The sequence below is a fragment of the Actinoplanes sp. NPDC023801 genome, from assembly GCF_040639655.1.
Lineage (GTDB): Bacteria > Actinomycetota > Actinomycetes > Mycobacteriales > Micromonosporaceae > Actinoplanes.
Genome location: NZ_JBFAAI010000051.1, coordinates 14,380 through 28,119, shown reverse-complemented (window position 1 = coordinate 28,119; position 13,740 = coordinate 14,380). Strand labels below are relative to the sequence as shown.

Sequence of the window (13,740 nt, the reverse complement as noted above, 5' to 3'; positions counted from 1 at the left end):
TTGATGAGGCCGACGGTGGCGGTCTGGATGAGGTCGTCGGTGGGTTCGCCGCGGCCGGAGTAGCGGTGGGCGAGGTGGCGGGCGAGAGGCAGCCACGCCTCGATCGCCCGGTCCCGCAGCCGCGAGTACCGCGGTCCGGGTGGAGCGGCCGCCATCGCGGCGAGCAGTTCGGACGCACTGGCCGTGGGCACGACGTGCGCGGCGTGTCGCGAGGTTCCGGCGGCTCGCGGGGTGACCACCGCGGGCGACGGAGCGGTCGGTGATGTTACGGCGGACATGGAATCCAGCATGTTCATTAGTGGTCCTCCATCAGACGGGCAGAGAGCCGTGCCCGCACGCGGCGACCGTTCTGAAGTGCAACGCTAACCGAGAAGCCTAGCGCCGACTAGCTGAAAGTATGAGTGACATTGCGTGAACCCGGAAATCACGGAGCGAATTCATCCCATGGTGTCGCCGTAAGGCGCCCGAGGGAACGGGATTTAATGTCTGACGCACGTGGTACACAGCAACGGCGAACTACCCCTGAAGAACGGACGACGGGATGAGCATCCTCGGCATCGACATCGGTGGCTCCGGCGTGAAGGGCGCCCCGGTCGACCAGGACCGCGGCGAGCTGCTCGCCGAGCGGTTCCGCGTGCCCACCCCCCAGCCCGCCGACGTGGACAGCGTGGTGGAGGCGGTCGCCGAGGTGGCGGCCCAGTTCGACGACTTCGGCAGCATCGGCGTCACGTTCCCGGGCGTCGTCGTCGACGGCGTGACCCGCAGCGCGGCCAACGTCGACAAGTCGTGGCTCGACGCGCCCGCGGCACAGCTGTTCACCGAGCGGCTCGGCAAGCCGGTGACGGTCCTCAACGACGCCGACGCGGCCGGGGTCGCCGAGGTCGCGTTCGGCGCCGGTCGCGACCAGGCCGGCCTGATCATGATGCTGACCTTCGGCACCGGCATCGGCAGCGCCCTGTTCCTCGACGGCACGCTCCTGCCCAACACGGAGCTGGGCCACCTCGAGATCGACGGAGCCGACGCCGAGCTGCTGGCCTCGGACCGCATCCGCGAGGCCGAGGACCTGTCCTGGGAGCAGTGGGCGACGCGGGTCCAGCGTTACCTGCGCCACGTCGAGATGCTGCTGTCCCCACGCCTGTTCATCGTCGGCGGCGGGGTCAGCAAGAAATCGGAGAAGTTCTTCCCGCTCCTCGACATCCGCACCCCGATCGTCCCGGCCACCCTGCTCAACAACGCCGGCATCATCGGTGCGGCGATCGCGGCCGGCCAGGCGGCGGCCGGTTCGGGCGGTCAGGCACCCGGCGCGTTCCCGGTGGACGCGACCGCACCGAGCGGCGCAACTCCCCTGAGCGAGCGTCAGTCCTCCTGACAGCCCCGCCGTCCCCGGGCCATCGGTGGCCGGCCTGGGCTGCCCTGGCCCGGCGACCCTGGCCGGCGTTCGGCACCGCGGCCCCGGCCGGCGTTCGGCCCGGCGGCCCGGCCGGCGTTCGGCCCGGCGGCCCGGCCGGCGTTCGGCCCGGCCTCCCGGGCAGCGTTCGGCCCGGCGATCTCGGCCGGCGTTCGGCACGGCGTCTCGGGCAGCGCCCGGAGCCGGATTGCCGACGCCGGTGGTGGCGCCCGCCGGGCCGATCCGGATCATCCGCCGGTCGGGCCTGGAAAGATCTTCACCAGGCCGCCGGAAACGTTAGAGAGGACACCGACATGGCGCGGACCATCGCGACGAACACGAAGGTCACCCGGGAGGAACTCGTGGAGTTCCTGCGGCCACGGCATCACGCGATCCTGATGACCACCCGCAAGGACGGCCGGCCGCAGTCCTCCCCCAACGCGTGCGGCGTCGACGCCGAGGGCCGCATCGTCATCTCCAGCTACCCGGAACGGGCGAAGGTCGCGAACATCCGCCGCGACCCGCGGGTGACTCTCTGCATCCTGTCCGACGAGTGGAACGGCCCGTGGGTCCAGGTCGACGGGGTCGCCGAGGTCATCGACCTGCCCGACGCGGTCGAGCCGCTCGTCGACTACTTCCGGTGCATCTCCGGCGAGCACCCGAACTGGGACGAGTACCGGAAGGCCATGCGCGACCAGGGCAAGTGCCTGATCCGGGTGACCGTCGAGTCCTGGGGCCCGATCGCCACCGGCGGCTTCCCCGCCCGCCTGGCCGACTGAGACCCCACCCACACCGGCCGCTCCCCCGCCCGCCGGCCCGGTCGAGGTCCACCCACACCGACCTCGTCGAGATCCTTCAGCGCATCGGCGAAGTCCGGCATCGCGGGGCCGCCAGGCGGATGCCGCCGAGGCTCAAGGCCGGCAGGCGAATGGGCACAAGGCCGCAAGGCCAGCAGGCCAATGCAAATGAGGCCGAAGGCCGGCACGCCAATGCGAACGAGGCCGAAGGCCGGCACGCCAATGCGAACGAGGCCGCAAGGCCGGCACCCAGGAGGACTAGGCGGTGCCGGCCTTGCGGCCTCAAGGACCCTCCCGTTCCGGCGGACTGACGCGCCCGCGCGCACGCAGCCCTCGGGAGGGGAAAGCAAACAACAAACCGCGGATCCCGCCCGCCGGTGTCGACGACACCGAAACAGGCGAGGCGAAGCCGCAGCCCGGTAGAACCGAATCCACCGCGGACCATGCCCGCCGGGCGGGGACGACCCGAACAGGCAAGGCGAAGCCTCAGCCCGGTGGGACCGAACCCACCGCGGATCGCACCCGCCGGTGTCGAGGGCGCCGGAATCGGCGAGGCGAAGCCATGGTCGATTCCGGAGCCCTCGACACCGGCTCAAGGGCGCGATCCCTGCTGAGCGGAGCGAGGCCATTCAGCCCAGCCTCAAAGGGCGCGATCCCCGCCGAGCGGAGCAAGGTCATTGGATTCAGCGTCGAGCAGGTAACGAAGTGTGTCGCGGTGGATGGCCGCGATGGGCTCCAGCAGGTCCGGATGCCGCAGCAGCACGGAGGCCTCACGGTCACGGGCGTCCGGCACGAGAAGGCGGCGGAACTCGCTGGGCTGGCCGTCGCCGGGGCGGCGGGCGTGCGGGCGGGGCCGCTGGTCGGGGATGGGCATGGCCGCGATGACGGCGTCGACGCCGCGGCGGGCCAGCAGGGGGTCGGCGAGCAGGCAGGCCGCCCAGCTGACGACGACCTCGTCGACCCAGGTGCGCCAGCCTTCGCCGTCGGCGAACTCGTCGTCGGGTTCGCTGCCGGCCTTCCAGTCGAGGACGGCGGATCCGCCGGGGCCGGCGATGGCGACGAGCGCCGCGTCGATCTCGGTCGGGTAGCGCAGCCAGGCGGCGACGGTGACGGCCTGCCGGGCCTGCAGTTCGGCGAGCGTGTGTGCCACCGTGTTGGATTCGCCGCCCGGGTAGGCACGGGCCAGCCAGTGGGTGCTGGCGGCGATCACCGGGGACAATGCGGTGGACGGTCCGGCCACGTTCGATCTCCTCCCTTCGTGCGCTTGCCGGGGCGGCTCGCGTCAGGGGTATAGCTCGGTGGCTGGGAGGCCGTCTTGAGCAGGGTTCCTCGATGGCAACGCACGGCAACCGATGCACTCCCGTGATCGCGCCGGTCGCCACGGGAACGGCGGAGCCACGGCCCGATCCGGCACGGCTGGACGCTCCTGGTGGACGGCGTACCCGGCGCCCGGGCCATCGGGCTTTCCCCTAAGGTGCGGCAGATCGCGCTCGGCGTACCGGCGGGGGTGCTGCATCTCGGTGGGGGCACACCGACCGTGCCGCCTGCCGGAGGAACGGGTGGCCCTGCCGGGTCCGGTCGCGGTGGTCCGCGGCGGGCGGGCCGGAAAACGTGATACTCCTCGCTGGCGAGGGAAGCCCGGTCTCCGTGGTCCCCTCGCGACAAAGATGAACGGGTGTTGCGAGCCGGTGAAATTGTCGTGTTTTCCGGCGGTGCACGGCCGCGTCTGGATGCGCCCCGGCGAACCGCCTCCGGTAGGTTGAGAGGCGGCGGCGATCGGCCGTTTCAAAACCTCCACTGCGGAGAAGTCATAGAGACGACGGCGGTGGTTTTCCCGGTCGCCAAGCCCTCACGCGCCCCTCTGACTACGGTGGAGATCATGACCGGTCGCTTCCCCATCGAAGACGTGACACCGGCTGTGTCCGGTGGCCGCTACCCCGCGAAGGCGGTGGTCGGCGAATTGGTTCCGGTCTCGGCGGTGTCCTATCGCGAAGGTCATCACGCGCTCGGTGTGAATGTGGTATGGCGCTCACCGGACGGTGAGACCAAGCCGTTCACCCGGATGACGCCGGGTGAACCGGGCCTCGACCAGTGGCACGCCGCGCTCCGGCCCGACCAGGCCGGACGCTGGACCTTCACGGTGGAGGCCTTCGACGATCCGTACCGGACGTGGCGCGACGCCGTGGTGAAGAAGATCGGCGCCGGGCAGGGCACCGAGGACCTGGCGAACGATCTGGCCGAGGGCGCCGACGTGCTGGACCTGGCCACCAAGATCGTTCCGGCTGAGCACGAGGAGTCGGTCCGGGAGGCCGCGGCGGCGCTGCGTGACACGCAGAAGTCGCTGTTCGGCCGGGTGACCCCGGCGCTGGACCTGGAGGAGCTGCTCTGGCACAACCCGGTCCGGAACCTGGTCACCACGACCCGGTCGTTCGCGATCTGGGTGGACCGCAAGCGGGCGCTGTACTCGGCGTGGTACGAGTTCTTCCCCCGCTCGGAGGGTGCCGAGGTCGGCCCGGACGCGACGCCGATCAAGCACGGCACGTTCGCGACCGCGGCGAAGCGGCTCCCGGCGATCGCCGCGATGGGCTTCAACGTGGTCTACCTGCCGCCGATCCACCCGATCGGCAAGATCAACCGTAAGGGCCGCAACAACACCCTGGTGGCCCGGCCCGAGGACGTCGGCTCGCCGTGGGCGATCGGCTCGGACGAGGGCGGCCACGACGCGATCCATCCGCAGCTGGGCACCCTCGACGACTTCCGCGAGTTCGTCCGGCGGACCGAGGAGCTCGGCATGGAGGTGGCGCTGGACCTGGCACTGCAGGCCGCGCCCGACCATCCGTGGGTGAAGAAGTTCCCGCAGTTCTTCACCACCAAGGCCGACGGCACGATCGCGTACGCCGAGAACCCGCCCAAGAAGTACCAGGACATCTACCCGATCAACTGGGACAACGACTACCGCACACTGCGCGACGAGGTCTACCGCGTGGTGATGCACTGGGTGAACAACGGCGTCAAGATCTTCCGGGTCGACAACCCGCACACGAAGGCGATCAACTTCTGGCAGTGGTTGATCGCCAAGGTCAAGGAGACCGACCCGGACGTGCTGTTCCTGGCCGAGGCGTTCACCCGGCCGGCCATGATGAACGGGCTCGGCAAGATCGGCTTCACCCAGTCGTACACGTATTTCACCTGGCGCAACACCGCCGCCGAGATGCGTCAGTACATGCAGGAGCTGCTGGCCTCGATCGACTGGATGCGGCCGAACTTCTGGCCGAACACACCGGACATCCTGCACGAGTCGCTGCAGAACGGCGGCCCGCCGATGTTCAAGATCCGGGCGGTGCTGGCGTCGATGCTGACGCCGTCCTGGGGGATGTACTCGGGGTACGAGCTGTTCGAGCACGTGCCGAGGCCGGGCGCCGAGGAGTACATCGACAACGAGAAGTTCGAGCTGAAGCCGCGGGACTGGGAAGGCGCCGAGCGTGCCGGCCGGTCGCTCGCGCCGTACCTGACCAAGCTCAACCGCATCCGGGACGAGAACCCGGCCCTGCACTGGCTGCGCAACCTGCGCTTCCACGAGATCGACAACGGCGCGATGCTCTGCTTCTCCAAACGGGATCCCGACACCGGCAACACCATCCTGGTGATCTGCTCGTTCGACTCCAGCAACGTCCAGTGGGGCAACACGGCTCTGGACATGCAGGCGCTCGGCCTGGACTGGCACGAGCGGTTCACGGTCGTCGACCAGATCAGCGGGGCGACGTACGAGTGGGGTCAGCACAATGCGGTCCGGATCGACCCGTTCGTCGAGCCGGCGCACATTTTCGTCATCAAGGCGAGGTAGCGGGGTAGGGGGAGCAACCTGATGGAGCTGTCGAGCGAGCACGATCCGGCCGAGGGAAGTCACACCGAGGGCGGGGTCGTCGAACACCCCACCTCCGACGACTTCGGGCACGCCCGGGCGCTTCCGGCGGACCGGACCTGGTTCCAGCGGGCCGTGTTCTACGAGGTGCTGGTCCGGGCGTTCTACGACTCGGGCTCGGACGGCGGCGGCGACCTGCGCGGACTCATCGAGCGGCTCGACTATCTGCAGTGGCTCGGGGTCGACTGTCTGTGGCTGCCGCCGTTCTACGACTCGCCGCTGCGTGACGGCGGCTACGACATCCGCGACTTCTACAAGGTCCTGCCGGAGTTCGGCACGGTCGAAGACTTCGTGGCCCTGCTGGACGCGGCGCACAAGCGTGGCATCCGGGTCATCACCGACCTGGTCATGAACCACACGTCCGACTCGCACCCGTGGTTCCAGGCGTCGAGGCACGACCCGGAGGGGCCGTACGGCGACTTCTACGTCTGGAACGACACCAGCGAGAAGTACCAGGACGCGCGGATCATCTTCGTCGACACCGAGGAGTCGAACTGGACGTTCGACCCGGTGCGCCGGCAGTTCTACTGGCACCGGTTCTTCTCGCACCAGCCGGATCTCAACTACGAGAACCCGAAGGTGCAGGAGGCGATGCTGGACGTGCTGCGGTTCTGGCTCGACCTCGGTATCGACGGGTTCCGGCTGGACGCGGTGCCGTACCTCTTCGAGGAGGAGGGTACGAACTGCGAGAACCTGCCGGCCACCCACGCGTTCCTCAAGCACTGCCGCAAGGTGATCGACGACGAGTTCCCGGGCCGGGTGCTGCTGGCCGAGGCGAACCAGTGGCCGGCCGACGTGGTGGAGTACTTCGGCGACGCGCGCAGCGGTGGCGACGAGTGCCACATGGCGTTCCACTTCCCGCTCATGCCACGGATCTTCATGGCCGTACGCCGGGAGTCGCGTTTCCCGATCTCGGAGATCCTCGCGCAGACGCCGTCCATCCCGGACAACTGCCAGTGGGGCATCTTCCTGCGTAACCATGACGAGCTGACGCTCGAGATGGTGACCGACGAAGAACGCGACTACATGTACTCGGAGTACGCCAAGGATCCGCGGATGAAGGCGAACGTCGGCATCCGGCGCCGGCTCGCCCCACTGCTGGAGAACGACCGCAACCAGATCGAGCTGTTCACCGCGCTGCTGCTGTCGCTGCCCGGATCACCGGTGCTCTACTACGGTGACGAGATCGGCATGGGCGACAACATCTGGCTCGGTGACCGCGACGGTGTGCGCACCCCGATGCAGTGGACGCCGGACCGTAACGCGGGTTTCTCCACGGCCACGCCGGGCCGCCTCTACCTACCGGTCAACCAGGACCCGGTGTACGGCTACCAGGCGGTCAACGTGGAGGCGCAACGGGACAGCGCGACCTCCCTGCTGAACTGGACGCGCACCATGCTGGCGGTACGCCGGAGGCACGAGGCGTTCGCCGTCGGCACCTTCCGGGAACTGGGCGGCTCCAATCCTTCGGTGCTCGCCTACCTGCGTGAACTCGGCGACGACGTGGTGCTCTGCGTCAACAACCTGTCACGCTTCCCGCAACCGATCGAGCTGAACCTGCAGCACTGGAACGGTTACACCCCGGTGGAACTGACCGGGCACGTGAACTTCCCCCGGATCGGGCAGCTTCCTTACCTGCTGACGCTCCCGGGGCACGGGTTCTACTGGTTCCAGTTGTGCGGGTCGGAGGAGAAGCAATGACGCTGCCTTTCGCCGAGTGGTTACCGAAACAGCGCTGGTACGCCGGGCGCAGCCGGGTCCTTGCCTCGGTCAAACAGGCGTCCGCCACCGGTCTCGGCGAGGACCTGGAACTGATCCTCGTCGACGTCGAGTACACCGACGGCAGCTCGGAGCGCTATCAGGTCCTGGTGGGCTGGGGCGAGGGGCCGATTCCCGAGTACAGCGCGGTGGCCACCATCGGTACCGCCGACGACGGGCGGGTCGGTTACGACGCCCTCTACGATCCGGCGGCCGCGCGGCACCTGCTGACGCTCGTCGACCGGTCCGAGATCGCCGGTGACATCGTCTTCGAGAAGGAGCCCGGCGTCACGCTGCCGCTGGAGGCCTGGCCGCGGGTGTTCGACGCGGAGCAGAGCAACACCAGCGTGATCTTCGACCAGGACGCCATCCTGAAACTGTTCCGGCGGGTCACCTGCGGGATCAACCCGGACATCGAACTGAACCGGGTGCTGGGCCGGGCCGGCAACCCGCACGTGGCGCGGCTCTTCGGTTCGTTCCAGGCGGCCGACGACTGCTCACTCGGCATGGTCACCCAGTACGCGGTCAATTCGGCCGAGGGCTGGGCCATGGCGACGGCGTCGGCACGGGATCTGTTCGCCGACGCCGCCTTCGCCGCGGACGAGGTCGGCGGCGATTTCCAGGGTGAGTCGTACCGGCTCGGCGAGGCCGTCGCGTCGGTGCACCTGACTCTGGCCGAGCAGCTCGGCACCGGCCCGGCGCCGTTCCCGGTAGACGTGGTGCTGGGACGGCTGCGCACCGCCGCGAACGCGGTCCCGGAACTCCAGCCGTACGTCGCGTCGATCACCGACCGGTTCACCGCGCTGACCGGCGAACACGTCGAGGTGCAGCGCATCCACGGTGACCTGCACCTCGGGCAGGTGCTGCGCACGCCGGAGGGCTGGCTGCTGATCGACTTCGAGGGCGAGCCCGGCCAGCCGCTCGACGAACGGCGGCTGCCCGACTCGCCGCTGCGTGACGTGGCGGGGGTGCTGCGCTCCTACGAGTACGCGGCCTACCAGCTGCTGGTCGACCAGGACGACGACGAACACCTGGCGGCACGAGCCCGGGAGTGGGTGGACCGCAACCGGGCCGCGTTCTGCGACGGCTACACCCACGTGGCGGGCACCGACCCGCGTACCCACCGTGCGCTGCTCGCGGCGTACGAGCTCGACAAGGCAGTCTACGAGGCCGCCTACGAAGCCCGGCACCGGCCCGGTTGGCTGCGGATCCCCCTGCGGTCGATCGCCCGGCTTGTCGGATGAATCCCGGAGGGCACCCGAATACCATGATCGGTCAGACCAGCACCTCACGGCTCGCCGCGGACAAGCGGGCCATGGACAGCGTGATCTCCGGGGACACCCACGACCCGCACGCCGTTCTCGGCGCGCATCCGCACGGCGGGCGCACCGTCGTGCGGACCCTGCGCAAGGAGGCGGCCGAGGTCGCCGTCCTGCACGAGGGCGAGCGGTACGCGATGACGAAGGTGCACCCGGACGGCATCTTCGCGGCCGAGCTGCCCGGCACGGTGCTCGACTACCGGCTGGACATCGACGGCACCCAGTGCGACGACCCGTACCGGCACGGGCCGAGCCTGGGCGAGCTGGACCTGCACCTGATCGGGGAGGGCCGGCACGAGAAGCTGTGGAAGGTGCTCGGCGCCCAGCCGCGTGGGGCCGGTGTCGCCTTCGCGGTGTGGGCGCCGGCCGCCCGCGGCGTGCAGGTGGTCGGTGACTTCGCCGGCTGGGGGCCGCACGACGGGTGGCCGATGCGGTCGCTCGGCTCGAGCGGCGTGTGGGAGCTGTACGTCCCGTCGGCGCACATCGGCACCAAGTACAAGTTCAAGATCCTCGGCCGGGACGGGGTGTGGCGCGAGCACGCCGACCCGCTCGCCCAGCACACCGAGGTCCCGCCGGCCACCGCGTCGGTCGTCTACCAGTCGTCGTACCAGTGGCACGACGAACAGTGGATGCGTGACCGGTCGCGCCGGTCGTGGCACCAGGAGCCGATCAGCGTGTACGAGGTGCACCTGGGCTCGTGGCGGCCGGGTCTCAGCTATGTCGAACTGGCCGAGCAGCTGGTCGAGTACGTCGTCGAGACCGGGTTCACCCACGTCGAGCTGATGCCGGTCATGGAGCACCCGTTCGGCGGTTCCTGGGGTTACCAGGTCACCGGTTACTACGCCCCGACGTCCCGGTTCGGCAGCCCCGACGAGTTCCGGTACCTGGTCGACAAGCTGCACCAGGCCGGCATCGGCGTGATCCTGGACTGGGTTCCGGCCCACTTCCCGAAGGACGAGTGGGCGCTGGCCCGCTTCGACGGCACGCCGTTGTACGAGCACGGCGACTGGCGGCGCGGCGAGCACCCCGACTGGGGCACGTACGTCTTCGACTTCGGCCGCAAGGAGGTCCGCAACTTCCTGGTCGCCAACGCGCTGTACTGGTGCGAGGAGTTCCACGCCGACGGCCTGCGGGTCGACGCGGTGGCCTCGATGCTGTACCTCGACTACTCCCGCAAGGAGGGCGAGTGGACGCCGAACCAGTACGGCGGCCGGGAGAACCTGGACGCGATCAGCTTCCTGCAGGAGATGAACGCGACCGTCTACAAGCACCACCCCGGCGTCATGACGATCGCCGAGGAGTCCACCGCGTGGCCCGGCGTCACCCGTCCCACCCACCTGGGCGGTCTCGGTTTCGGTTTCAAATGGAACATGGGCTGGATGAACGACACCCTCTCCTACATGGAGAAGGAGCCGGTCCACCGGCAGTGGCACCACCACCAGATGACCTTCGCCACCGTGTACGCCTGGAGCGAGAACTACGCCCTGCCGATCAGCCACGACGAGGTCGTGCACGGCAAGGGTTCGCTGACCGGCAAGATGCCCGGCGACCTGTGGCAGAAGCTCGCCAACACGCGGGCGCTGCTCGGTTTCATGTGGGCCTTCACCGGCAAGCAGCTGCTGTTCATGGGTTCCGAGATGGGCGACGAGCGGGAGTGGAACGAGAGCGGTGGCCTGCACTGGCACCTGCTCGAGGACCCGCAGCACAACGGTGTGAAGCGCCTCGTGAGCGACCTGAACCGGGTTTACCGGGAGACGCCGGCGATCTGGACGCAGGACACCTCGCCGTCCGGTTTCCGGTGGATCACGAGTGAGGACTCGCAGCACAACACGTTCTCCTTCGTCCGCTTCGCACCGAACGGCGACACCCTGGCGTGCGTCGTCAACTTCGCCGCCATCCCGCACGAGGGTTACCGCATCGGCCTGCCGCGGGCCGGCCGCTGGACCGAGGTGATCAACACCGACAGCGAGCTGTACGGCGGCTCCGGTGTCGGCAACATGGGCGCCGTCGAGGCGGAGCACCTGGCCTGGCACGGTTTCGACGCCTCCGTCTCACTGCGGGTGCCGCCGCTCGGCGCCGTGTGGCTCAAGCACGACGCCCAGCACGGCTGACAGCACACCCAGGGGCTGCGACCCGGGTCGCCGGGATTGTCAGCCCCTGGTGTGGTGGCGTGGGAACAGCTCGCGCAGACGAGGGAAGTGGTACTCACGGCTCCAGTCCGGCTCGAGCGGGTCGGCCCGCAGGTCGACGCCTCGCGCCGCCACCGCCTCGTCCAGCTCGGAGCCGTCGTCGTCGGCGTAGGCCCGGCCGGCGACATAGTCGAGGCTCTCCCACTCGGGCCACACCTCGTCGTCCCAGGTCTCGTAGGGCCGGGCGGCAAGAATCCGCACCGCCGGCAGATCAGCCAGCGTGTCCGGATCGGCGGCGGCCCGCTCGAACGCCTCCCGGCCCAGCCCGATCAGCCAGCACTGGAAATACCAGAAGCTGTCGGTGGAGCAGCCGTCGAGGATCACCTCGGCGGCGCTCCACATGCGGGCGTCGTCGACACGGTCACGCGCCTCCTGCAGGCGGATCGCGAAATCCTCGATCTCGGCGCGGTCCCGCCCGCTCAGGGTTGTGATCAGCCAGTCCTCGCGCGCGTCCTTGGTGTCGCTGCCGGCCGTGCTGCGCTCGATCAAGCTCCAGAAGTCTTCGATGTCCACGGCGCAGATCCGACCACGGGGGTACGACAGTTTCCCGGCGATCGAGTTCTCAGCGATCGAGCCACTCGGGGGCGAGCAGCCCGTACAGCAGATCGTCGGTCCACTCGCCCTTGATGAAGGTCTGCTGCCGGAGCAGTCCTTCGCGCTGGAAACCGAGCCGCTCCAGCAGCGCCGCCGACCGCGTGTTGCGCGCGTCGCACTCCCCCGTCACCCGGTGCAGCCCCTGGACGCGGAAGAGGCGGTCCAGCACAGCGCTCACCGCCTCGAAGGCAAAACCCCTCCTCTGGTACGCCGGGTCGAGCGTGAACCCGATCTCCGCCTGCCTGAGGTTGTCGTGCAGCCGCACATACACGTCGCCGATCAGCCGCCGCTCCCCGGTGAGCTCGACCGCGTACTGGAAGTGCCCGGCCTCGTCCGGCGAGCTCGCCGCGAAGTTGCGGACCGCGGTCTCCGCCTTCTCCCGGTCGAACGGGGCGTCCCAGGACTGGTAGCGGGCCACGTCGGGGTCGGACCGGTAGGCCGCCAGCACGGGCGCGTCCGACGCCCGGAAACGCCGCAGGATCAGCCGGTCGGTCGCCATCAGCACCCGCCGAGAATATGTTGCGGGGTATGGACACCACCGAGCGGCTCCGTGAGATGTGCCTGCGCCTGCCCGAGGCGACCGAGCGTCCCAGCCACGGTGCGCCCGCCTTCTTCGTCCGCGGGAAGAAGCAGTCCGTCATGCTGTGGCCCACCGGCCACCACGACCACGAGTTCCCGCACCTGTGGTGTGCCGCGCCGCCCGGCTCCCAGGCCGAGCTGATCGCCGCCGACCCGGACCGGTTCTTCCGGCCGCCGTACGTGGGCCATCGCGGCTGGGTCGGCGTCCGCCTCGACCGCGACCCGGACTGGTCGGAGATCGCCGAACTGTGCGAGGACGCGTTCCGGACGGTGGCCCCGAAGACCCTGGCCGACCGCCTCGACGGCGAGTAGCCGCCGGCCGCCGACCGGTCAGGATCCGGCCGGTGGGACACCGCAGTTGCGGCGCAGCATGGTGTCGAGAGCCTTCTTGTCGTCCTCGTCGACCGGCACGGTCGTGTAGAGCTGCTTCCCGCCGTCCAGCGAGATCCGTACCGGGAACTCGAAGGGCTTCTTGACCTCCGCGAAGGCGTGCAGGTCGCAGCGCAGCGGGGTGACCGTGACGGGCAGCGTCGCCACCGGCGCCGCGGCGGTGACCTCGGCCAGCGGGGTGGCCCGCCGGTAGGCGAGCCGGTACATCACGTTGCCGTCGAAGGAGTGCAGCTGAGCGACGCCCACCGTGGCGGCGGCCGTCCGTTCCACGATCAGGCTGCCGCGGACCCCGTCGGCGCCGAGGTCGGTCCAGTCGCCGAACCTCAGCGCGACGCTCCGGCGGACCGTCTCGGCGGCGCAGTCGTCGGCCAGCAGCTTGTCCAGCAGCTTGTTGGGGTGCGGCAGCGCGAGCCGGACCCGCTGCGTCCGGGTGTCACCCTCGGCCCGCGCCACGACCGTCACGTAGGAGGCCTCAGCGGCCGTCACACAGCCTCCGGTGCCGTAGGGGACGGTGACGTCCACCCGGAGCCCGTTCGGCGGCAGGAGGGCCGGTGTGTCGACCGGCGCCTCACCCTCGAAGGAGGGCAGGTCCGGCTCCAGCCGGGAGACCCAGACCGGCTTGTCACCGTCGTTGTGCAGGGCGATCCCGAGTTGCCGTGCCACCTCGTCCTGCCGCCACTGCTCGGCGGTGGCCCGCAGCCGCAGCTGCGGGGCCGCGGGCTCCGCGGGGCCGCCGCACGCCGCCAGGGTCAGCAGCAGGGCGGCCGACGCCGCACCGGCGAGGACGCGGCGGGCCCGGATCATC

The 13,740-nt window shown here is 69.7% G+C and carries 12 protein-coding genes; 7 read left to right on the top strand and 5 right to left on the bottom strand.

The window, feature by feature from the left end:
* On the bottom strand, positions 1-278 hold a 278-nt coding region (locus tag AB0G04_RS43150; RefSeq protein WP_360996226.1), incomplete at its 3' end, for a sigma factor.
* Between the two features lie 263 nt (positions 279-541).
* On the opposite strand from AB0G04_RS43150, the gene ppgK reads away from it, so the two are divergent.
* Positions 542-1,369: a polyphosphate--glucose phosphotransferase gene (gene ppgK / locus AB0G04_RS43145; RefSeq protein ID WP_360996223.1), complete on the top strand. Its 828-nt coding sequence runs from the start codon at positions 542-544 to the stop codon at positions 1,367-1,369.
* Positions 1,370-1,701: 332 nt separating this feature from the next.
* Positions 1,702-2,166, top strand: coding sequence for a PPOX class F420-dependent oxidoreductase (locus AB0G04_RS43140; protein WP_360996220.1), 465 nt, complete (start codon positions 1,702-1,704; stop codon positions 2,164-2,166).
* A gap of 658 nt (positions 2,167-2,824) precedes the next feature.
* Here the strand turns inward: AB0G04_RS43140 and AB0G04_RS43135 are convergent.
* On the bottom strand, positions 2,825-3,424 hold the full coding sequence (locus tag AB0G04_RS43135; RefSeq protein ID WP_360996218.1) for a hypothetical protein: 600 nt from the start codon (positions 3,422-3,424) through the stop codon (positions 2,825-2,827).
* A 639-nt stretch (positions 3,425-4,063) separates the two neighbouring features.
* Between AB0G04_RS43135 and AB0G04_RS43130 the strand changes: the two genes are divergently transcribed.
* Genes AB0G04_RS43130 through glgB form a run of 4 tightly spaced genes read left to right on the top strand, consistent with a single transcriptional unit; the run spans position 4,064 to position 11,294 of the window.
* The gene (locus AB0G04_RS43130; protein ID WP_360996216.1) at positions 4,064-6,028 is read left to right on the top strand and encodes an alpha-1,4-glucan--maltose-1-phosphate maltosyltransferase; all 1,965 of its coding nucleotides are present in this window, start codon (positions 4,064-4,066) and stop codon (positions 6,026-6,028) included.
* 21 nt (positions 6,029-6,049) lie between these two features.
* Positions 6,050-7,807 (top strand): maltose alpha-D-glucosyltransferase, encoded by a 1,758-nt coding sequence (gene treS / locus AB0G04_RS43125; protein WP_360996214.1) that lies wholly within the window; start codon positions 6,050-6,052, stop codon positions 7,805-7,807.
* Positions 7,804-9,108, top strand: a complete 1,305-nt coding sequence (locus AB0G04_RS43120) for a maltokinase (protein ID WP_360996211.1) — start codon at positions 7,804-7,806, stop codon at positions 9,106-9,108. The genes treS and AB0G04_RS43120 overlap by 4 nt, the downstream gene beginning before the upstream one ends.
* Before the next feature lie 23 nt (positions 9,109-9,131).
* Positions 9,132-11,294 carry a 1,4-alpha-glucan branching protein GlgB gene (glgB, locus tag AB0G04_RS43115; protein WP_360996208.1) on the top strand — a complete coding sequence of 721 codons (2,163 nt, stop codon included), beginning with the start codon at positions 9,132-9,134 and terminating at the stop codon, positions 11,292-11,294.
* Between the two features lie 39 nt (positions 11,295-11,333).
* On the opposite strand, the gene AB0G04_RS43110 is transcribed toward glgB, so the two are convergent.
* Together AB0G04_RS43110 and AB0G04_RS43105 are read right to left on the bottom strand one after the other, a co-directional pair.
* Positions 11,334-11,885 carry a DUF4240 domain-containing protein gene (locus tag AB0G04_RS43110; RefSeq protein WP_360996205.1) on the bottom strand — a complete coding sequence of 184 codons (552 nt, stop codon included), beginning with the start codon at positions 11,883-11,885 and terminating at the stop codon, positions 11,334-11,336.
* A 49-nt stretch (positions 11,886-11,934) separates the two neighbouring features.
* Positions 11,935-12,465 carry a GNAT family protein gene (locus AB0G04_RS43105; RefSeq protein ID WP_360996229.1) on the bottom strand — a complete coding sequence of 177 codons (531 nt, stop codon included), beginning with the start codon at positions 12,463-12,465 and terminating at the stop codon, positions 11,935-11,937.
* Between the two features lie 29 nt (positions 12,466-12,494).
* Here AB0G04_RS43105 and AB0G04_RS43100 point away from each other — a divergent pair, with 29 nt between their 5' ends.
* Positions 12,495-12,857 carry an MmcQ/YjbR family DNA-binding protein gene (locus AB0G04_RS43100; RefSeq protein ID WP_360996202.1) on the top strand — a complete coding sequence of 121 codons (363 nt, stop codon included), beginning with the start codon at positions 12,495-12,497 and terminating at the stop codon, positions 12,855-12,857.
* An 18-nt stretch (positions 12,858-12,875) separates the two neighbouring features.
* Here AB0G04_RS43100 and AB0G04_RS43095 read toward each other — a convergent pair whose 3' ends face one another.
* A complete protein-coding gene (locus tag AB0G04_RS43095) occupies positions 12,876-13,739 on the bottom strand; it encodes a hypothetical protein (RefSeq protein ID WP_360996200.1) in 864 nt (287 codons plus the stop codon).
* Position 13,740 lies beyond the last annotated feature (1 nt).

What these genes read in the sequence shown, in the direction of transcription:
- ppgK (WP_360996223.1), top strand. Translation starts at nt 542, where the DNA reads ATGAGCATCCTCGGCATCGACATCGGTGGCTCCGGCGTGAAGGGCGCC.
- AB0G04_RS43140 (WP_360996220.1), top strand. Translation starts at nt 1,702, where the DNA reads ATGGCGCGGACCATCGCGACGAACACGAAGGTCACCCGGGAGGAACTC.
- AB0G04_RS43130 (WP_360996216.1), top strand. Translation starts at nt 4,064, where the DNA reads ATGACCGGTCGCTTCCCCATCGAAGACGTGACACCGGCTGTGTCCGGT.
- treS (WP_360996214.1), top strand. Translation starts at nt 6,050, where the DNA reads ATGGAGCTGTCGAGCGAGCACGATCCGGCCGAGGGAAGTCACACCGAG.
- AB0G04_RS43120 (WP_360996211.1), top strand. Translation starts at nt 7,804, where the DNA reads ATGACGCTGCCTTTCGCCGAGTGGTTACCGAAACAGCGCTGGTACGCC.
- glgB (WP_360996208.1), top strand. Translation starts at nt 9,132, where the DNA reads ATGATCGGTCAGACCAGCACCTCACGGCTCGCCGCGGACAAGCGGGCC.
- AB0G04_RS43105 (WP_360996229.1), bottom strand. Translation starts at nt 12,465, where the DNA reads ATGGCGACCGACCGGCTGATCCTGCGGCGTTTCCGGGCGTCGGACGCG.
- AB0G04_RS43100 (WP_360996202.1), top strand. Translation starts at nt 12,495, where the DNA reads ATGGACACCACCGAGCGGCTCCGTGAGATGTGCCTGCGCCTGCCCGAG.
- AB0G04_RS43095 (WP_360996200.1), bottom strand. Translation starts at nt 13,739, where the DNA reads ATGATCCGGGCCCGCCGCGTCCTCGCCGGTGCGGCGTCGGCCGCCCTG.